This window comes from Pseudomonas sp. NPDC089422, assembly GCF_044749405.1.
Classification (GTDB): domain Bacteria; phylum Pseudomonadota; class Gammaproteobacteria; order Pseudomonadales; family Pseudomonadaceae; genus Aquipseudomonas.
Genome location: NZ_JBIVHW010000004.1, coordinates 127,224 through 150,759, shown reverse-complemented (window position 1 = coordinate 150,759; position 23,536 = coordinate 127,224). Strand labels below are relative to the sequence as shown.

Here is a 23,536-nt window from a genome sequence, read left to right as displayed (position 1 = left end):
TCATTCTAGTGAGATGACGGGCAAATGACTGCATGTTTTTAATGGTTATTTCGACCTGTATCAATTTGTTGCTGAAATGGCACTGCACCTTGGCGCCGTTGTCTGATTCATTGTCGATGAACACATTTTCGTCGACGCTCGCCAGCGCCGCTGTTCGGGCACCTCAGCGGTCCAGGAGGCCGCCATGTCCTATCGAATTCTGTTGATCGCCCTGCTGGGTCTGATGACGTCCGCCTGCGCGCCCTACTACGAGCGCGGTGACTATTACCGTTCGGATTACTACACCACCGATCGCTATGTAACACCCGGGTACTACCGGTATGACCGCTACTATGTAACGCCGCAGACGCGTTACTACTACCAGCCTGCCCCCCGTTACTACCGACCGGCTCCGGCCCCTTATTACCGGCCCGGCCCTCAGCCGGGGATGAACCAGTGGCATGGCAACCCGCGCTACGACTATGGCAACCGCCAGCGCAATGACTATGGACGGGACCGCGACCGCAATGATTATCGCGATGGCAGCCAGCGTTACCAGCATGATCGCTGGCATTCCAACAACCGCGGGGACAACGACCGCCAGTCGGAGCGCGGGCGTGGAGGAGACCACAACTGGCAGCGCTGATGCTGTCATGACCCCAGGTCGGCCAACGGGTGCCGCCCTTCCCACACCTTGGCAAAGTGCGCCTCGACCACCGCCGCTGGCACCTGCGCCACATCCGGCCAGTGCCAGTGCGGCTGGTTGTCCTTGTCCAGCAGTCGCGCTCGCACGCCTTCACTGAATTCCGGGTGCCGGCAGCAATTGAGGCTCATGCTGTATTCCATCTGGAACACCTGGGCCAGTGACAGGTGCCGGGCACGCAGGATCTGCTCCCAGACCAGGTGCGCCGTCAGTGGGCAGCCTTCATGCAGGCGTTGACCTGCTTCGGCCAGCAACGGGTCAGCGTGATGCTTGAGACTTTCCAGGGCGCGCCAGGCGGCAGCCGGGTCGGCCACGTCGAGCAGGTCGTCGATCACTTGGCGCCGCGGCAGCCACTGCGCCGCCGGCAGCTCGGCCCAGGCGCGATGCTGTTCGGCCTTGAGCAAGCTGTTCAGCTGCAGGCCGGTCTGCTCCTGCCAGTTCAGTTGCAGCAGTTCTTCGACCAAGGCCTCTTGCTGTTCTTCCCCAAAGAAACGATCAGCCAGGTCCAGGTCGAGGGCATCACGGGCATTGATCGGTGCCCCGGTCAGCCCGAGGAACAAGCCAAGCTTGCCGGGCAGGCGGGCGAGAAACCAGCTGGCTCCTACGTCCGGGTACAGGCCGATGCTGATTTCCGGCATGGCCAGCCGGCTGCTTGGGGTGACGATGCGTACACCGGCGCCCTGCAGCAGCCCCATGCCGCCGCCCAGCACATGCCCGTGGCCCCAACACAGCAAGGGCTTCGGGTAGGTGTGCAAGAGGTAGTCGAGGCGGTATTCGGCGGCAAAGAAGCTGGCGGCCAGCGGTGGTACGCTGCCGGGGTGGGCCAGGCAGGCCTGGGCCAGCGCCCGCACATCGCCGCCGGCGCAGAACGCCTTGGCACCGTTGCCGCGCAATAGCACGCAGACGACGCCTGGGTCGCTGGCCCAGCTGTGCAGCTGTTCGCCCAGCACCTCGATCATCGGCAGGTTGAGGGCATTGAGCGCCTTGGGGGCATCGAGCGTGGCGATGCCGATTCGGGCGCCATCGGCGCCGGTGAGTACCTCGCAATGAATGGCCATGGACTACCTCGCGCAAGTCATCCCCCAAGTATGGCCCGCATCGCCGATCATGCCGGTCGTCGGTCGGATCGATTGACAAGGGTGAGTGGCTTACCTAGTGTCGCGCCATTGTTTACGGATGGCCCCATGACTGAAGACGATCGCATCAAACTCGAACCCAGCTGGAAGGCTGCACTGCGCGCCGAGTTCGACCAGCCCTACATGCACCAGCTGCGTGAGTTCCTGCGCCAGGAGCACGCGGCCGGCAAGGAGATCTACCCGCCGGGGCCGCTGATCTTCAATGCGCTCAATTCCACGCCGCTGCAGCAGGTCAAGGTGGTGATCCTCGGCCAGGACCCGTACCACGGCCCGGGCCAGGCCCATGGCCTGTGCTTCTCGGTGCAGCCGGGCGTGCCGGCGCCACCGTCGCTGGTCAACATCTATAAAGAGCTGCAGCGCGACCTGAACATCCCGATCGCCAGCCACGGCTACCTGCAGAGCTGGGCCGAGCAGGGCGTGCTGTTGCTCAACACGACCATGACCGTCGAGCGCGCCAATGCCGCCTCGCATGCGAAGAAGGGCTGGGAGTTCTTTACCGACAGGATCATCCAGGTGGTCAGCGAGCAGTGCCCGAACGTGGTGTTCCTGCTATGGGGGGCGCATGCCCAGAGCAAGCAGAAGCTGATCGATGGCACCAAGCACCTGGTGCTCAAGTCGGTGCACCCGTCGCCGTTGTCGGCGTATCGCGGGTTCCTCGGCTGTGGACACTTCAGCCGCACCAACAGCTTCCTCGAACAGCGTGGCATGGCGCCCATCAACTGGGCGTTGCCGCCACTCTGAAGGCGGGCAGGGGCTGCAGGGCAGCCCCTAGCCCTTAGCCTTGACCCAATACCTGAACAACGGCTCCGCCAGAAACAGCACCAGGATCAACCGCACCACCTGCAGCGCCGTCACCAGTGGCACCGACAGCTGCAGGGTTTCGGCCGTCAGGCTCATCTCGGCAATGCCGCCCGGCATCATCCCCAGGGTCAGCGAACGCAGGTCCAGCTCGGTCATCACGCTTAACCCCCACGCCGCGCTGCCGGCAATCGCCATGCACAGTGCCGTGGCCAGCAGCGTGCGCCCGAGGAAGGACGGCGCGCGGCGGAAGAACGCGCGATTGAAGTGGCAGGCCAGGCCGCTGCCGATCAGCCACTGGCCGATCTGGCTGGCGCCATTGGGCAAGGCGATTTGCAGGTTGCCCGCCAGGCTCACCGACGCGGCGACCAGCAACGGCCCGAACAGCCAGGGGTTGGGCTGGCGCAAGCGCTGCCATGCGAAACCCGCCGCCACGCCCAGTGGCACGATCAGCGCCAGCCAGCCCCAGCTGACACTGCCGGCGTGATTCAGCGGCACGCCGTTACCGAGCAGGAACTTGAACAGCGCCGGCACGCACAGCACCACGGCCAGCACGCGCAGGCTTTGCGCCGCGGCCACCTGGCTGAGTACCGCACCATTGCGCGCGCCCAGGTTGACCATCTCCCCCGAACCACCGGGCATGCTGGCGAAGAACGCCGTCGCCCGGTCTTCACCGGTGCGCCGTAGCAGCCACACGCTGATCACGCTGGAAAGCGTGGTGAACAGTGCGCCAAAGAAGATCAGCGCGAAGTGGCTGGCGACCTGCTCGATCACCGCTGGGGTGAAATGCAGGCCGATACCGATGCCGATGATGCACTGCCCGCACTTGCGGCCATTGGGGATTTCCGACAATTGCCAGGGCGTCAGGCAGCGCACCAGGATGATCGCCAGCAATGAGCCGACCATCCAGGGCAAAGGCCAGCCGACCTTGCTGGCGGCAAAACCGCCAGCAAGGCCGACCAGCCCGGTTGCGACAAACAGCGGCAGTGACCGATCAGGCATCAGCCATGGCCCGGCGCTGCAGGCTGCGCTTGCGCCAGATGCGCAGCAGCGGCAGGGTCAGCATGCAGAGGGTCAGCACCCAGACCGACAGGCTGATCGGGCTCGACCAGAGGATGCCCAGCTCACCGTTGGAAATCGACAGCGCCCGGCGCAGGTTCTGCTCCATCAGGCCGCCGAGGATGAAACCGAGCAGGATCGGCGACAGCGGGAAGTCCAGCTTGCGCAGGATGTAGCCCATGATGCCGATGCCGACCATCAGGAACAGGTCGAAGGTAGTGGCATGCACCGCGTACACGCCGATCGCGGTGATGATCGCGATCACCGGCACCAGCGCCCAGTTCGGCACGGCGAGGATGCGGGTGAAGATGCGGATCATCGGAATGTTCAGGATCACCAGCATGATGTTGGCGATGAACAGCGAGGCGATCAGGCCCCAGACGATGTCCGGCTGCTGTTCGAACAGCAGTGGGCCTGGGGTGATGTTGTACAGGGTCAGCGCGCCGATCATCACCGCCGTGGTGCCCGAGCCGGGTACGCCGAGGGTCAGCATCGGCACCAGGGCGCCGCAGCAGGAGGCGCCGATGGCGGTTTCCGGGGCAGCCAGGCCACGGGCGTCACCTTTGCCGAACTTGCCCTTTTCACCGGCGATGCGTTTCTCGGTCATGTAGGCCACGGCGCTGGCCAGGGTTGCGCCGGCACCCGGCAGCACGCCCATGATGAAGCCCAGCAGGCCGCAGCGGATGTTGACCACGAACACCGAGGCCGCTTCCTTGAGGTTGAACAGCATGCGCCCGGTGGCCTTGACCGCCTCGTGGCCATGGTGGGTCTTTTCCAGCAACAGCAGGATTTCGCTGACGGAGAACAGGCCCAGTACCAGCACCACGAACTGGATGCCATCGGCCAGGTGCACACTGTCGCCAGTGAAGCGGTACACGCCGCTGTTGGCATCGATACCGACTGCCGACAGGAACAGGCCGATCAGTGCGGCAATGAATGTCTTCAGCGGCTTGTCACCGGCCATGCCGCCGAGGGCGACGATGGCGAACACCATCAGCACGAAGTATTCCGCCGGGCCAAAGGCAATCGCCCATTTCGCCAGCAGCGGGGCGAACAGCACCATGCCGCAGGTGGCGATGAACGCGCCGATGAACGAGCTCCAGGCCGACAGCGACAGGGCCACGCCGGCCAGGCCCTGGCGGGCCATCGGGTAGCCGTCGAGGGTGGTCATGACGGTCGAGGCTTCGCCCGGAATGTTCAGCAGGATCGAGCTGATCCGGCCGCCGTATTCGCAGCCCAGGTACACCGCGGCCAGCAGGATCAGCGCCGACTCCGGAGGCAGGCCGAGGGCGAAGGCGATCGGGATCAGCAGGGCCACGCCGTTGATCGGGCCCAGGCCCGGCAGCAGGCCGACCACGGTGCCGATCAGCGTGCCCGACAGGGCGGTGACCAGGTTGTAGGGGGACAGGGCGACGCCGAAGCCCTGGCCCAGGTAGCTCAAGGTATCCATGTGTCAGTTCTCCAGTACGCTCAGCAGGCCGAGGGGCAGGGGCACGTCCATGACGCGGTCGAACAGCCAGTAAAGGAGCACGCTCATGCCCACCACCACGAGGGTGCTGTGCAGCCAGCGGCCGCCGTACAGCCGGGCCATGGGGATGCCGACCAGGACGGCGCTGAGGATGAAGCCCAGGGCTTCGAAGGTGGCGGCGAAGATGATCAGCAGGCCGACGCAGGCGGTGATCTTGATCAGGGTTTCGCGGTCCAGTTCGGGTTCATCGTCCTTGCGCACGATCGGCGTGGGGCGAACGACCAGGTACAGCAGGCCCAGGCTCATCAGGCCGAGCATCAGCAGCGGGTAGGCGCGCGGGCCGACCGGTTCGTAGGAAAATGCTGCCTGGTAGGGCCAGGCCATCACGGCCAGGACGGCGCACACCGCCAGCAGGGCCAGGGCGAAGATGCGTTGCAGGATCATCGAAGAGTCCTCGTTGTACGCAGACCCTTTGTAGGAGCGGCCTTGTGTCGCGAAAGGGGCGCGAAGCGGCCCCAGGATTTCAGCAGCGCTGCACATATTGCCGGGGCTGCTGCGCAGTCCTTTCGCGACACAAGGCCGCTCCTACAAAGAGCGAATGGCGGAAGTGGCTTACTGGATCAGGCCGAATTCCTTGGCCAGGGATTTGTAGTCAGCCACCTGCTTCTTCACATAGGCATCCAGCTCCGCGCCGGTCATGGCGAACGGGAACAGCTCGCGCTGGTCACGCAGCTTGGCGAAGTCCTCCGAAGCCAGCATCTTGTCGAACGACTCTTTCCACCAGGCGTAGTCTTCGTCGCTCACCTTCGGCCCGAGGTAGAAACCGCGCACCACCGGCCAGACAATGTCGTAGCCCTGTTCCTTGGCGGTGGGGATGTCCTTCATCTCCGGCTCGTCCAGGCGGTTTTCCGAGAACACCGCGAGGATGCGCATGTTGCCGCTCTGGATGTGCGGCATGGAGTCGGAGATGTCGGTGGAGCCGACCTGGATATGCCCGCCCAGCAGCGCGGTGGCGATCTCGCCACCGCCTTCCAGGGCCACGTAGCGCAGGTCGCGCGGGTTGATGCCGGCGGCCTTGGCGATCAGTGCGGTCTGCATCCAGTCCTGGCTGCCGACGGTGCCACCGGAGCCGATCACCACCTTGCTCGGGTCTTTCTTCAGTGCGGCGACCAGGTCGTCGAGGGTCTTGTAGGGCGAATCACTCTTCACCGCGATGGCGCCGTAGCTGGTGCCAACTGCCGCCAGCCATTTCACTGCGTTCTCGTCGAAGCGGCCGAACTTGCCCTGGGCCAGGTTCAGCAGCGAACCACTGGACCAGGCCACCAGGGTGCCGGCGTCGGCCGGGCGCTGGGCGACCACGGCGTTGTAGGCCACTGCGCCGACACCGCCGGGCATGTAGGTCACACGCATCGGCTTGCTGAGGATCTTCTCCTGCACCAGGGCGCTCTGCGCCAGCTTGCAGGTCAGGTCGAAGCCACCACCGGGCGAGGCCGGGGCGATGCATTCAGGGCGTTTCGGTTCGGCGGCGAGGGCGTTGCCGGCCAGCAGCAGGCAGCCGGTGGCGAGGACGAGGCGGCGCAGTGAAAGGGTCATCGAATGTCTCCGTGAGCGTTTTTGTTATGGGTTACCGCATGGGTTACCAGAGCGCGACGCTGTAGCTCACCAGCAGCCGCACTTCGTCAGCATCGCGGGCGAAGTTGGAGCGGAAGGTGGCGTTGCGCAGGCGCACGGCGACGTTCTTCAACGGGCCGCTTTGTACCACGTACTTCAGTTCCGTGTTGCGTTCCCACTCCTTGCCCTCGCCACCGGCGGCCCGGTTGACGTTGTCGCCGTTGATGTAGCGGGTCATGAAGGTCAGGCCGGGGACGCCGAGGGCGGCGAAGTTGTAGTCGTAGCGCGCTTGCCACGAACGCTCGTCGGCGCCGGCGAAGTCGTTGATCTGGACGAAGTTGACCAGGTACGGGTCGGCACCATCGATGTAGGGGAAGGCGCTGTCGCCGGAAAGCTGCTGCCAGGCGGCGCTGACCTTGTGCCCGCCCAGGCTGTAGCTGAGCATCGTGTTGAAGGTGGTGTTGTCGATGCGCCCGGCCTTGGCCGCGCCGGCATCGTCGCTGACCGCCAGGCGCACGTCGGCGCCGAAGGTGCCCGGGCCCCACGGCTGGGTGGCGAGCATGCCGATGAAGTGCTGGCGGTAGATGTCGTCGAGCTGGGCGAAGTGGTAGCTGCCGGTGATGCGGTCGGTGAACTTGTAGTCCAGGCCGGCAAGGTCGAGGTTGTCGGCGCTGAAGGTGCCACCGAAGCGGCCGTTCTTGTTGTTGAGGGCCAGGTCTTCCCAGTTGGTGTCGTTGCGGTCCTTGGCCTTGTCCAGGCGCCCGCCGGTGAAGGTCAGGCCCTTGATTTCCTGCGAGGTCAGCAGGCCGCCCTCGAAGGTTTGCGGCAGGATGCGGCCGTCGTTGGGCTGCAGGGTCGGCAGTTCCGGGATCAGGGTGCCGACCTTCAGTTCGGTCTTCGACACTTTGACCTTGCCGGTCAGGCCGAGCTTGGAATACTCGTCGGCAGCCTTGCCGTCATCGTGGGTCGGCAGCAGGCCGGTGTCGGTGCGGTCGGGGCTGGAGTCGAGCTTGATGCCCATCATGCCCAGCGCATCCAGGCCGAAGCCCACGGGGCCCTCGGTATAGCCGGACTCGAAGTTGAGCATGAAGCCCTGGGCCCACTCGTCGCGCTTGGATTGCTGCGCGCTGGTGCCATCGCGGAAGTCGCGGTTGAAGTACATGTTACGGGTTTCGAAGGTGGCCGTGCTGTCTTCGAAGAAGGCGGCCTGGCTCAGCGGGGCGACACCGGCAAGTGCAAGGGCACCCGCGATGGCAGAAGGGCGTGCGGACAGGGAACGGCTAGGCGCGAACGCCTCAGGCTGCGATGACAGCATCGGGATGACTCCGTTTTTTTATTCTTGTTCGTTGCACCTTGCTGGTGCTTTTTTCGGCGCGTGGAGCGACCGTGGTGCGATGCTAGGCAATGAACCTTTCGCTAACCTTTCAGCGTGAAAGGTTTGCCACAAGGGGCTTCACAGGCTTGGCGACGGCGGTACACTCCGCGCCACCGCCCCACCCGAGCAGGGAGAATCCGATGCGTGTGCTGCTGGTCGAAGACCATCTGCAACTGGCCGAAAGCGTGGCCCAGGCCCTGAAAAGCCAAGGCCTGACCGTGGATGTATTGCATGACGGCGTGGCCGCCGACCTGGCCCTGGCCAGCGAGGAATACGCCGTTGCCGTGCTCGACGTGGGCCTGCCGCGGATGGACGGCTTCGAGGTGCTGGCGCGCCTGCGCGGTCGCGGCAAGACCCTGCCGGTGCTGATGCTCACCGCACGCAGCGATGTGAAGGATCGCGTGCACGGCCTGAACCTCGGTGCTGACGACTACCTGGCCAAACCCTTCGAGCTGACCGAGCTGGAAGCGCGGGTCAAGGCCTTGCTCAGGCGCAGCGTGCTCGGTGGCGAACGCCAGCAGCGCTGCGGGCCACTGGTCTACGACCTGGACACCCGGCGTTTCAGCCTGGGCGAGGACAACCTGACCCTGACCTCGCGTGAACAGAGCGTGCTCGAAGCATTGATCGCCCGCCCGGGGCGTGTGATGAGCAAGGAACAGCTGGCCGCCCAGGTATTCGGCCTGGACGAAGAGGCCAGCCCCGACGCCATCGAAATCTACATCCACCGCTTGCGCAAGAAGCTCGATGGCCACTCGGTTGCCATCGTCACCTTCCGCGGCCTGGGTTACCTGCTCGAGCACCGCGATGCGTGACAACGGCAGCTTGCGCGGGCGGCTGCTGGGCAACCTGGCGCTGCTGCTGGTGGTGCTGATGCTGGCCAGCGGCCTGAGCGCCTACTGGAATGGCCGCGAAGCGGCCGATACCGCCTACGACCGGACCTTGCTGGCTTCGGCGCGGACCATCGCCGCCGGGCTGTCCCAGCGTGATGGCAGCCTCAGCGCCGATGTGCCCTATGTGGCGCTGGACACCTTCGCCTACGACAGCGCCGGGCGTATCTACTACCAGGTCCTGGACATCAACCAGCAGCTGATTTCCGGTTACGAACACCTGCCGCCACCGCCGCCCGGCACGCCGCGTACCGACGACTATCCGGCACTGGCACGCTTCTACGACGCCACCTACCTCGGCCAGGACGTGCGTGTGGTCAGCCTGCTGAAGGCGGTGAGCGAGCCGAACATGAACGGCATGGCGGAAATTCGCGTGGCCGAGACCGAAGAAGCGCGGGTGCGCATGGCCCGTGGGTTGATGGCTGACACCTTGCTGCGCCTGGGCATGCTGGCGCTGGGGGCGCTGGTCATGGTGTGGTTCGCGGTCAGCGCGGCGCTACGCCCCCTGGAGCGCCTGCGCACGGCGGTGGAGGAGCGTCAGCCGGATGACCTGCGGGCGCTGCCGGTGGTACAGGTGCAGCGTGAACTGGGCCCACTGGTGCGTGCCTTGAACCACTTTACCGAGCGTTTGCGCGGGCAGTTCGAACGCCAGGCTCAGTTCATTGCCGAGGCTGCCCACGAACTGCGCACGCCACTGGCGGCGCTGAAGGCACGGGTCGAGCTCGGCCTGCGTTCGCAGCAGCCCGAAGAATGGCGGCAGACCCTTGAGTCGGCGGCGCAGGGCACCGACCGCCTGACCCATCTGGCCAATCAGCTGTTGTCGCTGGCCCGGGTCGAGAACGGTGCCCGGGCGATTGCCGAAGGCGGGGCCCAGCGCCTGGACCTGAGCCAGTTGGCCCGTGAACTGGGCATGGCGATGGCGCCACTGGCGTACAACCGGGGCGTGGCCTTGGCGCTGGAGGCCGAGGCGCCGGTGTGGTTGAAGGGGGAGCCGACCTTGCTCAACGAGCTGCTCAGCAACCTGGTGGACAATGCGCTGGCGCATACCCCGGCCGGCGGCAATGTGATCCTGCGGGTGCTGGCGCCGGCGGTGCTGGAGGTCGAGGATGATGGGCCGGGGATTCCTGAAGAGGAGCGCGAGCGGGTATTCGAGCGCTTCTATCGCAGGGGCGTGCAGGGCAGTGGGCTGGGCTTGGCCATCGTTGGGGAAATCTGCAGGGCGCACCTGGCGCAGATCAGCCTGCATGATGGCGAGAAGGGCGGGTTGAAGGTGCGGGTGAGCTTTATCGCTGACTGACCGTTTGCCTGCGCTTGCCTCGCGAAGAGGCCAGTGCAGCAACGCAGGATCAGCGCAACATGCTCCGCGCTTCCAGCAGTTCGGCAATCTCCAGCTCGGTGCCAAAGGGCAAGCCAAGGTGCCGATAAGCCGGCAACGCCGCCAACGGTCGGCTGCGCGTGCGCTGGCTCAGGCACTTGGCGATCTGCACCACATCGATGTAGTCGACCTTGTCGGTGCGCCGGTCCAGGTCCTGCACCTGGCTCGGCAGGTTGACCAGCTGCTCGGGAAACTCCCACGCAGAGAGAATCTTGTCCCCCAGCACCGGCTGGATCTGCTCGATCACGTAGTGCAGGCAGACCGGGTCGGAAAGCAGCTCGTTGTGTTCTTCGGCGTAGATCAGCACCGGCAGCGCGCCGATCTGGTTGACCAGCCCGCCAAGGGTCGCCTGGTCGGGTTTCAGCTGCGTGTAGCGGCGGCACAGTTCATAGCTGATGCCTGCAACTTCGAGGCTGTTCGACCAGATATCACGTAATTTTTGTTCAACTGCCGACGAGCGGGCATGGAAGATCTGTTCGATCACCAGGCCGATGGCCAGGTTGCAGCTGTAGTTGATGCCCAATCGTGTGATGGCTGTGTGCAGGTCGGTGACTTCGACGGCGGCGCGCAGCAGCGGGCTGTTGACCACCTTGATCAGGCGCGCCGACAGGGCGGCGTCACGGCCGATCACCTTGCTCAGGGCGGCAACGCTGATCTCGCTGTCTTCGGCGGCCTCGCGAATGCTCAGGGCTACCTCGGGCAAGGTTGGCAGGACCAGGTCATCGTTGTCGATGGCAGCGAGCAACTGCGCTTGAACCATCTCGGCCAGCTTGTTCATGAACGTCTCAACGGCAAGGGTGGTGCACTGTTCAGCGCTGGATTTCCTGATCGCGGTCCAGCTCGTAGGGCAGGCTCAGCACCTGCAGACGAGGGCCCTCGAGGCTGCCCAGGTGCAGGTTGTCGTCCTCCACCGACTCGGCGCTGAGCACTGCAAGCAGCTCGCAACCCTGACCGGTGCTGGCGGCCAGCACCACCTCGCCCACGGACGAGCCATGGGTCGGTGAGAAGATTTCGCTACCGGGTGCCGGAACATCCTGCTGCTCGAGCGCCAGCCGGTACTGGCGGCGCTTGAGCTTGCCCAGGTACTGCATGCGCGCGACGATTTCCTGGCCGGTGTAGCAGCCCTTCTTGAAGCTCACGCCATCGACTGCCTGCAGGTTGATCATCTGCGGGATGAACAGCTCGCGGGTGGCGCCCATGACCTGGCCGATGCCGGCGCGCACTTGCCCCAGCAGCCAGTCGTTCAGGCTGCCTTCCGGCAACGCCGCTGCCAGCTGTTGGCGAATGCTGGTGGCCTGCTCTGCCGGTACCCAGAGTTCGGTGCGGCCGGCGGAAACGGCAATGGCAATCAGGCCATCATGGCGTACGGTGCTGCCTGCTGTTTGCGCAACGTCCAGCCCCAAGGCCTGCAGCGCGGCGCCGCCACCTTGCAGGCCGAAGCGTGCCCAGGCTGCGCTCTCGTCAGTGAGTGTGGCCTTGGAAAATACGGCGTACTTCTTCAGGTCGGCCAGTTGCAGCTCCAGCAGCTCGCTGGCCATGGCCAGCAGGTAGCCATTGCCCTCGGGCAGGATGCGGAAGCTCGACTGCATGCGCCCCTTGACCATGCAGCGGGCGCCAAGGCTGGCGTGCTCGAGGCTGAGGTAGTTGATGTTGCAGGTCAGCTGGCCCTGCAGGAACTTGCCGGCGTCGGAGCCGCGGACGGCGAGAATGCCCTCGTGGGACAGGGGGCTGAAGAAAGCGGAATCGGCCATGGGTCATCGCGGTGGCTAAAGACTGGCGGCCATCATAGAACGCCAGTAACAAAATAGGTAGGTGACTAGACCAACGCCCTGTGTCGCTTCGTTCGCTGCGCGGTATACTGCGCGACCATTCGAGGAGGGCCCCATGGTCGAACAAACTGAACTCAACCGGCTTTTCTGGCACAGCCGCCGCGGCATGCTGGAACTGGACGTATTGCTGGTGCCATTCACCCAGGAGGTCTATCCGACCCTGAGCGAAGCCGACCGCGAACTTTATGTCCGCCTGTTGAGCTGTGAAGATCAGGACATGTTCGGCTGGTTCATGGAGCGTACCGAGTCGGAAGACCCTGAGCTGCAGCGCATGGTCCGCATCATTCTGGATCGTGTCCAGCCCAAGTGAGTGTTTCGAGTGCCGCTGGCAGGGCTCGCGCCTGTTGCTGGCGGGCTACCTGGGTTGCCAGGTGCTGGCGCTCCTGGCCGTGTGGCTGAGCGCGCTGCCCTGGTGGCTTGGTCTTGGTGTTCTTGCCGCTTGTATTGCCCACGCATGCTGGGCCATTCCCCGTCGAATCCTGCTGACTGACCCCCGTGCTGTTACTGGCCTGCGCCGGGATGCGCTGGGCTGGCGTGTGTTCAGTCGGGCGCTGGGCTGGCAACCGGTGCGCCTATGTCGGGACAGTGTGGCAGTGCCGGGCCTGGTGGTATTGCGCTTCGTCAGGGCAGGGCACTGGCTCGGTGAGAGCCAGTGCGTGCCTCGGGATGCCTTGGGCGCTGACCAGCACCGGCGTTTGCGGGTGAGGCTGAAGTTCAGTCGGCGCAGGTTCGACAGCTATTTCAGATCGGGCTGAGGATGGTGTCCTTGGCCTCGGGCAGCAACCCCGGGTAGTCCAGGGTGTAGTGCAGCCCACGGCTTTCCTTGCGCTGCATCGCCGAGCGAATCATCAGCTCCGCCACCTGAGCCAGGTTGCGCAGTTCGATCAGGTCGCGGCTGACCTTGTAGTTGCTGTAGAACTCGTCGATCTCGTCGAGCAGCAGGCGAACGCGATGCTCGGCGCGCTGCAAGCGTTTGCTGGTGCGCACGATGCCCACGTAGTCCCACATGAAGCGGCGCAACTCGTCCCAGTTGTGCGCGATGATCACGTCTTCGTCCGAGTCGGTGACCTGGCTGGCGTCCCAGCAGGGCAGGGCCCTGGGCATGGCGATCTGGTCCAGATGCGCCTCGATGTCCGCCGCAGCGGCACGGCCATAGACGAAGCACTCCAGCAACGAGTTGCTGGCCATGCGGTTGGCGCCGTGCAGGCCGGTAAAGCTGGTTTCGCCGATGGCGTACAGGCCGGGCACATCGGTGTGGCCACGATCATCGACCATGACCCCGCCACAGGTGTAATGGGCGGCCGGAACCACCGGAATCGGCTGGCGGGTGATGTCGATGCCGAACGCCAGGCAGCGCTCGTAAACGGTCGGGAAGTGGCTTTTGACAAAGTCGGCCGGCTTGTGGGTGATGTCCAGGTAGACGCAATCGACGCCCAGGCGCTTCATCTCGTGGTCGATGGCGCGGGCGACGATATCGCGCGGTGCCAGTTCTTCGCGCGGGTCGAAGCGCGGCATGAAGCGCTCGCCGTTGGGCAGCCGCAACAGCGCACCTTCGCCACGCAGGGCCTCGGTGATCAGGAAGCTCTTGGCCTGAGGGTGATACAGGCAGGTCGGGTGGAACTGGTTGAACTCCAGGTTCGCCACCCGGCAGCCGGCGCGCCAGGCCATGGCGATGCCATCGCCGCAGGCACCGTCGGGGTTGCTGGTATAGAGGTAGACCTTGGCTGCGCCCCCCGTGGCCAGCACGGTGAAGCGCGCGCCGAAGGTATCGACTTCGCCGCTGTTGCGGTTCAGCACGTAGGCCCCCAGGCAGCGATCACCCGCCAGGCCCAGGCGGCGCTCGGTGATCAGGTCGACCGCCACGCGCTGCTCCAGCAACTCGATGTTCGGGCGCTTACGGGCTTGTTCGAGCAAGGTGGTGAAAATCGCCGCGCCGGTGGCGTCGGCCGCATGGATGATGCGTCGATGGCTGTGGCCGCCTTCGCGGGTCAGGTGGAATTCAAAACCGCCATCATCGACGCTGTAGTGTTCGTCGCGGGTGAACGGTACACCTTGCTCGATCAGCCATTCGATGGCTTCACGGCTGTGCTCGACGGTAAAGCGCACGGCCTCTTCGTTGCACAGGCCGCCGCCGGCATTGAGGGTGTCCTCGACATGCGACTGCACGGTGTCGGTGTCGTCGAGTACGGCAGCGACCCCGCCTTGGGCCCAGAAGGTCGAACCATTGGCCAGGTCGCCCTTGCTCAGCACGGCAATGCGCAAATGGCCGGGGAGGTTAAGTGCCAGGCTGAGACCGGCTGCGCCGCTGCCGATCACCAGGACATCATGTTGGAATTGTTGGCTCATGTCGGGACACTAGTAATCTTTGGAAAGGGCGCGGCACAATAGTCACGTGCAGATGGCAATGTGAAACTATCGTGAATGCTGGCCGGGCTGTCTTTATAGCAGCCTGCGGTAGCCAATTTCCATGCCACTTGGGGCGTTGCGTCAATCTTTCCGGGAACTTTCCGATACGGCCGGAAATCCTATGAAGGCTGTCCGCACGCCATAATTTGCCGCGGCGACGCGGGGCGGCAGCTCTATCCGGGCTGACACCTGCGTATTCGAATCCTGATTATCGACGCAGCGGGCCGTGACCGCGCCGCGTCTTCCGTGCGAGCCGACCAAGGGCCGCAGGAAACTTGCTTGGAGGGGAGAACTTTTGCGCAAAGCCCGAGTCTATGGTTGCAAGCCTGAACAAAGGCTGTTGCAACGCTCCTTCGAGTTCACTGAGGAGTGTTCATGCTAACCCAGGAAGAGGATCAGCAGCTTGTCGAGCGCGTGCAGCGCGGAGACAGGCGAGCGTTCGATCTGTTGGTGCTGAAGTATCAGCACAAGATTCTAGGGTTGATCGTGCGGTTCGTTCACGACACCCACGAGGCCCAGGATGTGGCACAGGAAGCCTTTATCAAGGCCTACCGTGCGCTTGGCAATTTCCGCGGTGACAGTGCGTTTTATACCTGGCTGTACCGCATCGCCATCAACACGGCGAAGAACTACCTGGTGTCCCGTGGAAGACGGCCACCAGACAGCGATGTGAGCTCCGAGGATGCGGAGTTTTACGACGGCGATCATGGTCTCAAGGATCTCGAGTCCCCAGAGCGCTCGTTGTTGCGGGATGAAATCGAAGGCACTGTCCATCGCACCATCCAGCAACTGCCCGAAGATTTGCGCACGGCACTGACCCTGCGTGAGTTCGATGGGTTGAGTTACGAAGACATTGCCAGCGTCATGCAATGTCCGGTGGGTACCGTGCGCTCTCGAATCTTCCGCGCTCGGGAGGCCATAGACAAAGCCCTGCAGCCGTTGTTGCAGGAAACCTGAGACAGCGGCGACAGCCAAGAGAGGAACCGCCATGAGTCGTGAAGCTTTGCAGGAATCGCTGTCCGCGGTGATGGATAACGAAGCGGACGAACTGGAATTGCGTCGGGTGTTGAACGCCGTCGACGATGCCGAAACCCGTGCCACCTGGTCGCGTTACCAGGTAGCCCGCGCAGCCATGCACAAGGAACTGCTGCTGCCCAAGCTGGATATCGCCTCGGCGGTCTCCGCCGCGCTGGCCGACGAAGCCGTGCCGGCCAAGGTCAAGCAGGGCCCGTGGCGCAGCATTGGCCGCCTGGCCGTGGCTGCCTCGGTCACCGTTGCGGTACTGGCTGGTGTGCGCATGTACAACCAGGACGAGATCACCGGTGCCGAGCTGGCTGCCCAGCAGCCTGCACAGCAAGGCCTGACCATGCCACAAAGTCAGGGCCCGGCGGTTTTGGCAGGCTATAGTGAAAGCAGTGAGCAACCGACCGGGCCGATGGCCAACGGCGTGCTGCAGAACCAGGCCGGCTGGGATCAGCGTCTGCCAGGCTATCTGCGCCAGCACGCGCAGGAATCCGCGCTCAAGGGCACTGAAACCGCCCTGCCGTATGCCCGCGCCGCCAGCCTGGAAAACCGCTAAGTAAGGAGGATCATGCGCGCGCTACCTCTCCTGTCGCTGCTGATAGGCAGCTGCATGACGGTGCCAGCGTTGGCAGCCAACTCCTCGCCCGAGGCGAGCGAATGGTTGAACAAGCTGGCACAGGCCGAGCAGAAGCAGAGTTACCAGGGCTCCTTCGTCTACGAACGTAACGGCAGCTTCTCTTCCCACGATATCTGGCATCGCGTTCAGGACGGCAAGGTCAGCGAGCGGCTTCTGCAGCTCGATGGCACCGCCCAGGAAATCGTGCGCGTGGATGGCAAGGTGCAGTGCGTCAGTGGTGCCTTGGCGAGCAGGGTAGGTAACCCTCCCGATTCTGCACAGCGTTCGCTCGATCCCCTCAAGCTGATGAGCTGGTACGACCTGGGTGTGGCGGGCAAGTCCCGGGTCGCTGACCGCGACGCCGTGATTGTCACGCTGACGCCGCGTGACCAGCACCGTTATGCATTCGAGCTCCACCTGGACCGCCGTACCGGCCTGCCGCTGCGCTCATTGATGCTCAATGACAAGGGGCAATTGCTCGAACGCTTCCAGATGACCCGCCTGGACACCGACGACCTGCCTACCGACCAGGAACTGCAAGCCAGTGCTGCGTGCAAGCCGGTCGAGCGGGCGGCCAGTACCACCACCGAAGCGGTTGCCGGTTGGCGTTCGGACTGGCTGCCGCCGGGGTTCGAACTGATCAACAGCACGGTGCGCCGCGACCCTGAGCGCAACAGTTCGATCAGCAGCCTGATGTATGACGATGGTCTGGCCCGATTCTCGGTGTTCCTCGAGCCCGTGAAGGATGATGCCGGTGCCGATGTGCGCACCCAGCTTGGCCCGACCTCGGCCGTTTCGCGCCGGCTGAACACGCCCAAGGGCAAGGTGCAGGTCACCGTGGTCGGCGAAATTCCGCTGGGTACGGCAGAACGTATCGCGCTGTCGATGCGCCCTCAGGATGCCCAGGCGCGCCAGTGACGGCGCGCCTTTGCGGGTCTCATCAAGGGCAATGCACAGGCGAACGGACACGCGGCTGAAATGAAATTAAAGCATTGTCATTTGCAATCCTTCGGCAAATTTTCTATAGGTCAGGCTTCTAGGAGTCTGGCCTTTCCTGCTTTGTGCAGGGCAATTTCCAACTACCGCTCGTTGTGACGGGAGCCGTATGTCAATACCACGCTTGAAATCCTACCTAACGATGTTCGCCGCCGTGCTGATGCTCGGCCAGGTGCTCAGCGCCCAGGCCGATGAAGCCCTGCCGGACTTTACCACCCTGGTCGAGCAGGCCTCGCCGGCCGTGGTCAACATCAGCACCAAGCAAAAGCTGCCGGACCGCGTCGCCTCCGGGCAGATGCCGGACCTCGAAGGCCTGCCGCCGATGTTCCGCGAGTTCTTCGAGCGCAACATGCCGCAGCAGCCGCGTTCGCCGCGCGGTGACCGTCAGCGCGAGGCCATGTCGCTGGGTTCGGGCTTCATCATTTCCAGCGACGGCTATGTACTGACCAACAATCACGTGGTTGCCGATGCCGACGAGATCATCGTCCGCCTGTCGGACCGCAGCGAGCTGCAGGCCAAGCTGATCGGCACCGACCCGCGCACCGACGTGGCCCTGCTCAAGGTCGAGGGCAAGAACCTGCCGACCGTCAAGCTGGGTGATTCCGAGAAGCTCAAGGTCGGTGAGTGGGTGCTGGCCATCGGTTCGCCATTCGGCTTCGACCACTCGGTGACCAAAGGCATCGTCAGTGCCAAGGGCCGGACCCTGCCCAACGACACCTATGTGCCGTTCATCCAGACCGACGTGGCCATCAACCCGGGTAACTCCGGTGGCCCGCTGTTCAACATGAAGGGCGAAGTGGTGGGTATCAACTCGCAGATATTCACCCGCTCCGGCGGCTTCATGGGCCTGTCCTTCGCCATCCCGATCGACGTGGCCATCGATGTGTCCAACCAGCTGAAGAAAGACGGCAAGGTCAGCCGCGGCTGGCTGGGCGTGGTGATTCAGGAGGTCAATAAGGACCTGGCTGAATCGTTCGGCCTCGACAAGCCCGCCGGTGCCCTGGTGGCGCAAGTACTGGAAAACGGCCCGGCAGCCAAGGGCGGCCTGCAGGTGGGTGACGTGATCCTGAGCATGAACGGCCAGCCGATCGTCATGTCGGCCGACCTGCCGCACCTGGTCGGCAGCCTGAAGGACGGCGAGAAGGCCAAGCTCGAGATCATCCGCAATGGCAAGCGCCAGACCCTGGACGTCGCCGTCGGCCCGATGCCGGATGACGATGCCGACATCACGGCCGGTACCGGCCCTGAAGGCAGCGCCGAGCGCAACAGCAACCGCCTGGGCGTGTCCGTGTCGGACCTGACCGCTGAGCAGAAGAAGACCCTGGAGCTCAAGGGCGGCGTGGTCATCAAGGAAGTTCAGGACGGCCCGGCAGCGATGATCGGTCTGCGTCCGGGTGACGTGATCAGCCACCTGAACAACCAGGCGGTCGCGTCGGCCAAGCAGTTCACCGAAATCGCCAAGGACCTGCCGAAGAACCGCTCGGTGTCGATGCGCGTGCTGCGTCAGGGGCGTGCCAGCTTCATCACCTTCAAACTCGCTGAATAAGCGGACTCACAGGTAGGAAAGGGCAGCTTCGGCTGCCCTTTTTCATGAAAGTTCACAATTACGGGGGCGAATGCTGTGTACAGTCCGATAGAGGAATCTCCCATATCCCAGCAGCTTAAGGTACAATTCCCGGCTATTTTTCGGCGGGCGTCCGGCTCGCAGCCTTTTCCGAGTGTTGACCCGTGAGTGATTTGAGTCATATCCGCAATTTCTCCATCATCGCCCACATCGACCATGGCAAGTCGACGCTGGCCGACCGTTTCATTCAAATGTGCGGTGGCCTGTCGGCGCGCGAAATGGAAGCCCAGGTACTGGACTCCATGGACCTGGAGCGCGAACGCGGTATCACCATCAAGGCCCACAGCGTCACGCTCAACTACAAGGCGCAAGACGGCAAGGTCTATCAGCTGAACTTCATTGACACCCCCGGCCACGTCGACTTCACCTACGAAGTTTCGCGTTCGCTGGCGGCCTGTGAAGGTGCGCTGCTGGTGGTGGACGCCGGCCAGGGCGTCGAAGCCCAGTCCGTGGCCAACTGCTACACCGCCATCGAGCAGGGCCTGGAAGTCATGCCGGTGCTGAACAAGATGGACCTGCCCCAGGCCGATCCAGACCGTGTGAAGGACGAGATCGAGAAAATCATCGGCATCGACGCCACCGACGCCGTGGCCTGCAGCGCCAAGAGCGGCATGGGCGTGGACGAGGTGCTCGAGCGCCTGGTGCAGACCATCCCTGCGCCGGAAGGCGATATCGAGGCGCCACTGCAGGCGCTGATCATCGACTCCTGGTTCGACAACTACCTGGGCGTGGTCTCGCTGGTGCGTGTGCGCCATGGCCGTGTCAAGAAAGGCGACAAGATCCTGGTCAAGTCCACCGGCAAGGTGCACCTGGTCGACAGCGTCGGTGTGTTCACCCCGAAGCACACCCAGACCGCCGACCTGAAGGCCGGTGAAGTGGGCTTCATCATTGCCAGCATCAAGGACATTCACGGTGCCCCGGTCGGTGACACCCTGACCCTGTCCACGACCCCCGAGGTCGAAGTGCTGCCAGGCTTCAAGAAGATCCAGCCGCAGGTCTACGCCGGCCTGTTCCCGGTCAGCTCCGACGACTTCGAGGACTTCCGCGACGCCCTGCAGAAGCTGACCCTCAACGACTCGTCGCTGCAATACATGCCGGAAAGCTCCGACGCCCTGGGCTTCGGCTTCCGCTGCGGCTTCCTCGGCATGCTGCACATGGAGATCATCCAGGAGCGCCTGGAGCGCGAATACGACCTGGACCTGATCACCACCGCGCCAAGCGTGATCTACGAGCTCGAACTGAAGACCGGCGAAACCATCGTCGTCGACAACCCGTCGAAGCTGCCGGACGTCTCGGCGGTGGCCGATTTCCGCGAGCCGATCGTCACTGCGACCATCCTGGTGCCGCAGGAGCACCTGGGCAACGTCATCACCCTGTGCATCGAGAAGCGTGGCGTGCAGCGCGACATGCAGTTCCTCGGCAGCCAGGTGCAGGTGCGCTATGACATGCCGATGAACGAAGTGGTACTGGACTTCTTCGACCGCCTGAAGTCGACCAGCCGCGGCTATGCTTCGCTGGACTATCATTTCGATCGCTACCAGTCGGCCAACCTGGTCAAGCTGGACGTACTGATCAACGGCGACAAGGTCGATGCCCTGGCATTGATCGTGCACCGCGACAACGCGGCCTACAAAGGCCGTGCGTTGACCGAGAAGATGAAGGAGCTGATCCCTCGGCAGATGTTCGACGTGGCGATCCAGGCTGCCATTGGTGGCCAGATCATCGCGCGGACGACCGTCAAGGCGCTCAGAAAGAACGTACTGGCCAAGTGCTACGGTGGTGACGTCAGCCGTAAGAAGAAACTGCTGGAGAAGCAGAAGGCCGGTAAGAAACGCATGAAACAGGTGGGCAACGTGGAGATTCCACAGGAAGCCTTCCTCGCCGTGCTCAGGTTGGATAGCTAGGTCCTATGTCGCTAAATTTCCCGCTGTTGCTAGTCATCGCCGTCTTCGTCTGCGGTCTGCTGGGCTTGATCGATCTGCTGTTCCTGGCTCCGCGCCGGCGGGCAGCGATCGCCAACTACCAGGGCAGCGTCACCCAGCCAGAAATGGCGGTGGTCGAGCGCCTGAGCAAAGAACCGCTGCTGGTCGAGTACGGCAAGTCGTTCTTCCCGGTGCTGTTCATCGTGCTGGTGCTGCGCTCGTTCCTGGTCGAGCCGTTCCAGATCCCTTCGGGGTCGATGAAACCGACCCTGGAAGTGGGCGATTTCATCCTGGTGAACAAGTTCTCCTACGGCATCCGCCTGCCGGTGATCGACAAGAAGGTCATCGAGGTCGGTGACCCGCAACGCGGCGATGTGATGGTGTTCCGCTACCCGAGCGACCCGAACGTCAACTACATCAAGCGTGTGGTCGGCCTGCCAGGCGACAAGATCAGCTACACCAGCGACAAGCGGCTGTTCGTCAACGGCCAGCCGATCGCCGAGCAGCTGGTCGGCGCCGAGCCAGGTACCTTGGGCAGCGCCGAGCTGTACAAGGAAAAACTCGGCGAAGCCGAGCACCTGATCCGCAAGGAGATGACCCGTTATCGCATGCCGCCGGACCAGCAATGGACCGTGCCGGCCGGCCATTACTTCATGATGGGCGACAACCGCGACAACTCCAACGACAGCCGCTACTGGGATGACCCGAAAATCCCTAAAGAGCTGCACGGCATGGTTCCGGACCGGAACATCGTCGGCAAGGCCTTCGCGGTGTGGATGAGCTGGCCAGAGCCAAAACTCAGCCACTTGCCCAACTTGTCGCGGGTTGGCCTGATCCATTGATACCCTTCGGCGCTGTCTTGCAGACAGCGCCGAATGCATTTCTGACATAGGCTGTGTTCTCAAGGAACGAGAGATTCGCCGCTCGCCGCGACGGACCACAGCCCAACAGTCTTTCAGGATGTTGATTTGAACAACGCGTTGAACAACCAACGGGTGGCTGCATGAGTGCTTCCCTTGCCCGTCTCGAGCGCAAGCTCGGCTACACCTTCAAGAACCAGGAGCAGATGCTGCTGGCCCTGACTCACCGCAGCTATGCCGGGCGCAACAACGAGCGTCTGGAGTTCCTCGGTGACGCCATTCTCAACTTTGTCGCCGGCGAGGCGCTGTTCGAGCGCTTCCCGCAGGCCCGCGAAGGCCAGCTGTCGCGTCTGCGTGCCCGCCTGGTGAAGGGCGAGACCCTGGCCCGCCTGGCCCGTGGTTTCGACCTGGGTGATTACCTGCGCCTTGGCTCCGGTGAGCTCAAGAGCGGTGGTTTCCGCCGTGAGTCGATCCTGGCTGACGCCCTGGAAGCGCTGATCGGCGCCATTTATCTGGACGCGGACATGCAGACCGCGCGCGAGCGAGTCCTCGCCTGGCTGACCGACGAGTTCGAAGGCCTGACCCTGGTCGACACCAACAAGGACCCGAAAACCCGCCTGCAGGAGTTCCTGCAATCGCGCAGCTGCGAGCTGCCGCGTTACGAGGTGGTCGACATCCAGGGCGAACCGCACTGCCGTACCTTCTTCGTCGAATGCGAAGTGGTGCTGCTGAACAACAAGAGCCGTGGCCAGGGCGTCAGCCGGCGTATCGCCGAGCAGGTCGCCGCCGCTGCTGCATTGATCGCCCTGGGCGTGGAGAATGGCAATGACTGATAACAATCCGACCCGCTGCGGTTACGTGGCCATCGTCGGCCGCCCGAACGTGGGCAAATCGACCTTGCTCAACCACATCCTCGGCCAGAAGCTGGCGATTACCTCGCGCAAGCCGCAGACCACCCGCCACAATATGCTCGGCATCAAGACCGAGGGTGACGTGCAGGCGATCTACGTCGACACCCCGGGCATGCACAAGGCCAACGACAAGGCCTTGAACCGCTACATGAACCGCAACGCCTCGGCGGCCCTGAAAGACGTCGACGTGGTGATCTTCGTGGTCGACCGCACCAAGTGGACCGACGAGGACCAGCTGGTGCTGGAGCGCGTGCAGTACGTGACCGGCCCGCTGATCATTGCGGTCAACAAGACCGACCGCATGGAAGAAAAGGCCGAGTTGATCCCGCACCTGCAGTGGCTGCAGGAACAACTGCCGAACGCCGAAGTGATGCCGATTTCCGCGCAGCAGGGCCACAACCTGGAAGCGCTGGAAGCCCAGATCGCCAAGCACCTGCCGGAAAACGATCACTTCTTCCCGGAAGACCAGATCACCGACCGCAGCAGCCGCTTCCTCGCCGCCGAACTGGTGCGCGAGAAGATCATGCGCCAGCTGGGTGCCGAGCTGCCGTACCAGATCACCGTGGAAATCGAAGAGTTCAAGCAGCAGGGCCATGTACTGCACATCCATGCACTGATCCTGGTCGAGCGTGATGGCCAGAAGAAGATCATCATCGGTGACAAGGGCGAGCGCATCAAACGCATTGGCTCTGAAGCGCGCAAGGACATGGAAGTGCTGTTCGACTCCAAGGTCATGCTCAACCTCTGGGTCAAGGTCAAAGGCGGCTGGTCCGACGACGAACGCGCCCTGCGTTCGCTGGGCTACGGCGACCTCTAAACTTCTGCGCGGCCCTTTGTAGGAGCGGCCTTGTGTCGCGAAAGGGTCGCGTAGCGGCCCCAGGATTTCGACGGATACACAGATTTTTGGGCTGCTTCGCAGCCCTTTCGCGACACAAGGCCGCTCCTACAAAGGTTGCGT

Annotated in this window: 23 protein-coding genes; 14 read left to right on the top strand and 9 right to left on the bottom strand. The window is 63.6% G+C overall.

Going from position 1 to position 23,536, the window contains the following annotated elements; genetic code table 11:
* Window positions 1–184 precede the first annotated feature (184 nt).
* Window positions 185–625 carry a hypothetical protein gene (locus ACIPZ8_RS09315; RefSeq protein WP_400721839.1) on the top strand — a complete coding sequence of 147 codons (441 nt, stop codon included), beginning with the start codon at window positions 185–187 and terminating at the stop codon, window positions 623–625.
* Window positions 626–630: 5 nt separating this feature from the next.
* On the opposite strand, the gene ACIPZ8_RS09310 is transcribed toward ACIPZ8_RS09315, so the two are convergent.
* The gene (locus ACIPZ8_RS09310; protein ID WP_400721836.1) at window positions 631–1,740 is read right to left on the bottom strand and encodes an enoyl-CoA hydratase/isomerase family protein; all 1,110 of its coding nucleotides are present in this window, start codon (window positions 1,738–1,740) and stop codon (window positions 631–633) included.
* Between the two features lie 126 nt (window positions 1,741–1,866).
* On the opposite strand from ACIPZ8_RS09310, the gene ung reads away from it, so the two are divergent.
* Window positions 1,867–2,559 carry a uracil-DNA glycosylase gene (ung, locus tag ACIPZ8_RS09305; RefSeq protein WP_400721833.1) on the top strand — a complete coding sequence of 231 codons (693 nt, stop codon included), beginning with the start codon at window positions 1,867–1,869 and terminating at the stop codon, window positions 2,557–2,559.
* Window positions 2,560–2,586: 27 nt separating this feature from the next.
* On the opposite strand, the gene ACIPZ8_RS09300 is transcribed toward ung, so the two are convergent.
* From ACIPZ8_RS09300 to ACIPZ8_RS09280, 5 genes are all read right to left on the bottom strand, one after another.
* Window positions 2,587–3,618 (bottom strand): AbrB family transcriptional regulator, encoded by a 1,032-nt coding sequence (locus ACIPZ8_RS09300; RefSeq protein ID WP_400721830.1) that lies wholly within the window; start codon window positions 3,616–3,618, stop codon window positions 2,587–2,589.
* Window positions 3,611–5,125, bottom strand: a complete 1,515-nt coding sequence (locus ACIPZ8_RS09295; protein ID WP_400721827.1) for a tripartite tricarboxylate transporter permease — start codon at window positions 5,123–5,125, stop codon at window positions 3,611–3,613. The genes ACIPZ8_RS09300 and ACIPZ8_RS09295 overlap by 8 nt, the downstream gene beginning before the upstream one ends.
* A 3-nt stretch (window positions 5,126–5,128) precedes the next feature.
* Entirely contained in the window at window positions 5,129–5,587 is a 459-nt protein-coding gene (locus tag ACIPZ8_RS09290) for a tripartite tricarboxylate transporter TctB family protein (RefSeq protein ID WP_400721824.1), read from the bottom strand.
* 168 nt (window positions 5,588–5,755) lie between these two features.
* Window positions 5,756–6,736, bottom strand: a complete 981-nt coding sequence (locus ACIPZ8_RS09285; RefSeq protein ID WP_400721821.1) for a Bug family tripartite tricarboxylate transporter substrate binding protein — start codon at window positions 6,734–6,736, stop codon at window positions 5,756–5,758.
* A gap of 43 nt (window positions 6,737–6,779) precedes the next feature.
* Window positions 6,780–8,069: an OprD family porin gene (locus tag ACIPZ8_RS09280; RefSeq protein ID WP_400721818.1), complete on the bottom strand. Its 1,290-nt coding sequence runs from the start codon at window positions 8,067–8,069 to the stop codon at window positions 6,780–6,782.
* Window positions 8,070–8,269: 200 nt separating this feature from the next.
* On the opposite strand from ACIPZ8_RS09280, the gene ACIPZ8_RS09275 reads away from it, so the two are divergent.
* Complete coding sequence (locus tag ACIPZ8_RS09275) at window positions 8,270–8,941, top strand: response regulator (RefSeq protein WP_054885013.1); 672 nt, start codon at window positions 8,270–8,272, stop codon at window positions 8,939–8,941.
* The gene (locus tag ACIPZ8_RS09270; RefSeq protein ID WP_400721815.1) at window positions 8,934–10,313 is read left to right on the top strand and encodes a sensor histidine kinase; all 1,380 of its coding nucleotides are present in this window, start codon (window positions 8,934–8,936) and stop codon (window positions 10,311–10,313) included. The genes ACIPZ8_RS09275 and ACIPZ8_RS09270 overlap by 8 nt, the downstream gene beginning before the upstream one ends.
* A 49-nt stretch (window positions 10,314–10,362) precedes the next feature.
* Here ACIPZ8_RS09270 and ACIPZ8_RS09265 read toward each other — a convergent pair whose 3' ends face one another.
* Together ACIPZ8_RS09265 and ACIPZ8_RS09260 are read right to left on the bottom strand one after the other, a co-directional pair.
* Window positions 10,363–11,169 carry an HDOD domain-containing protein gene (locus ACIPZ8_RS09265; RefSeq protein ID WP_400721813.1) on the bottom strand — a complete coding sequence of 269 codons (807 nt, stop codon included), beginning with the start codon at window positions 11,167–11,169 and terminating at the stop codon, window positions 10,363–10,365.
* Window positions 11,170–11,200: 31 nt separating this feature from the next.
* Window positions 11,201–12,142 (bottom strand): YgfZ/GcvT domain-containing protein, encoded by a 942-nt coding sequence (locus ACIPZ8_RS09260; protein WP_400721810.1) that lies wholly within the window; start codon window positions 12,140–12,142, stop codon window positions 11,201–11,203.
* A gap of 133 nt (window positions 12,143–12,275) precedes the next feature.
* Between ACIPZ8_RS09260 and ACIPZ8_RS09255 the strand changes: the two genes are divergently transcribed.
* Entirely contained in the window at window positions 12,276–12,530 is a 255-nt protein-coding gene (locus tag ACIPZ8_RS09255) for a succinate dehydrogenase assembly factor 2 (RefSeq protein WP_008094993.1), read from the top strand.
* Window positions 12,514–12,975 (top strand): protein YgfX, encoded by a 462-nt coding sequence (locus ACIPZ8_RS09250; protein ID WP_400721807.1) that lies wholly within the window; start codon window positions 12,514–12,516, stop codon window positions 12,973–12,975. The genes ACIPZ8_RS09255 and ACIPZ8_RS09250 overlap by 17 nt, the downstream gene beginning before the upstream one ends.
* Here ACIPZ8_RS09250 and nadB read toward each other — a convergent pair.
* Window positions 12,962–14,566, bottom strand: a complete 1,605-nt coding sequence (gene nadB, locus ACIPZ8_RS09245; RefSeq protein WP_400721804.1) for an L-aspartate oxidase — start codon at window positions 14,564–14,566, stop codon at window positions 12,962–12,964. The two genes, ACIPZ8_RS09250 and nadB, sit on opposite strands and share 14 nt — an antisense overlap.
* A 435-nt stretch (window positions 14,567–15,001) precedes the next feature.
* Between nadB and rpoE the strand changes: the two genes are divergently transcribed.
* The 8 genes from rpoE to era all read left to right on the top strand — a co-directional run bounded on the left by rpoE (window position 15,002) and on the right by era (window position 23,395).
* Window positions 15,002–15,583, top strand: coding sequence for an RNA polymerase sigma factor RpoE (rpoE, locus tag ACIPZ8_RS09240; protein WP_003252049.1), 582 nt, complete (start codon window positions 15,002–15,004; stop codon window positions 15,581–15,583).
* A 31-nt stretch (window positions 15,584–15,614) separates the two neighbouring features.
* Window positions 15,615–16,205 (top strand): sigma-E factor negative regulatory protein, encoded by a 591-nt coding sequence (locus ACIPZ8_RS09235; protein WP_103449366.1) that lies wholly within the window; start codon window positions 15,615–15,617, stop codon window positions 16,203–16,205.
* A 12-nt stretch (window positions 16,206–16,217) separates the two neighbouring features.
* Window positions 16,218–17,183, top strand: coding sequence for a MucB/RseB C-terminal domain-containing protein (locus ACIPZ8_RS09230; RefSeq protein ID WP_400721801.1), 966 nt, complete (start codon window positions 16,218–16,220; stop codon window positions 17,181–17,183).
* A gap of 187 nt (window positions 17,184–17,370) precedes the next feature.
* Window positions 17,371–18,807, top strand: coding sequence for a DegQ family serine endoprotease (locus ACIPZ8_RS09225; RefSeq protein WP_400721798.1), 1,437 nt, complete (start codon window positions 17,371–17,373; stop codon window positions 18,805–18,807).
* Window positions 18,808–18,989: 182 nt separating this feature from the next.
* Complete coding sequence (lepA, locus tag ACIPZ8_RS09220) at window positions 18,990–20,789, top strand: translation elongation factor 4 (RefSeq protein ID WP_079226743.1); 1,800 nt, start codon at window positions 18,990–18,992, stop codon at window positions 20,787–20,789.
* 5 nt (window positions 20,790–20,794) lie between these two features.
* Window positions 20,795–21,649, top strand: a complete 855-nt coding sequence (lepB, locus tag ACIPZ8_RS09215; RefSeq protein ID WP_054885003.1) for a signal peptidase I — start codon at window positions 20,795–20,797, stop codon at window positions 21,647–21,649.
* 161 nt (window positions 21,650–21,810) lie between these two features.
* The gene (rnc, locus tag ACIPZ8_RS09210; protein WP_027917873.1) at window positions 21,811–22,500 is read left to right on the top strand and encodes a ribonuclease III; all 690 of its coding nucleotides are present in this window, start codon (window positions 21,811–21,813) and stop codon (window positions 22,498–22,500) included.
* Window positions 22,493–23,395, top strand: coding sequence for a GTPase Era (gene era / locus ACIPZ8_RS09205; protein ID WP_016498176.1), 903 nt, complete (start codon window positions 22,493–22,495; stop codon window positions 23,393–23,395). The genes rnc and era overlap by 8 nt, the downstream gene beginning before the upstream one ends.
* Window positions 23,396–23,536: the final 141 nt, after the last annotated feature.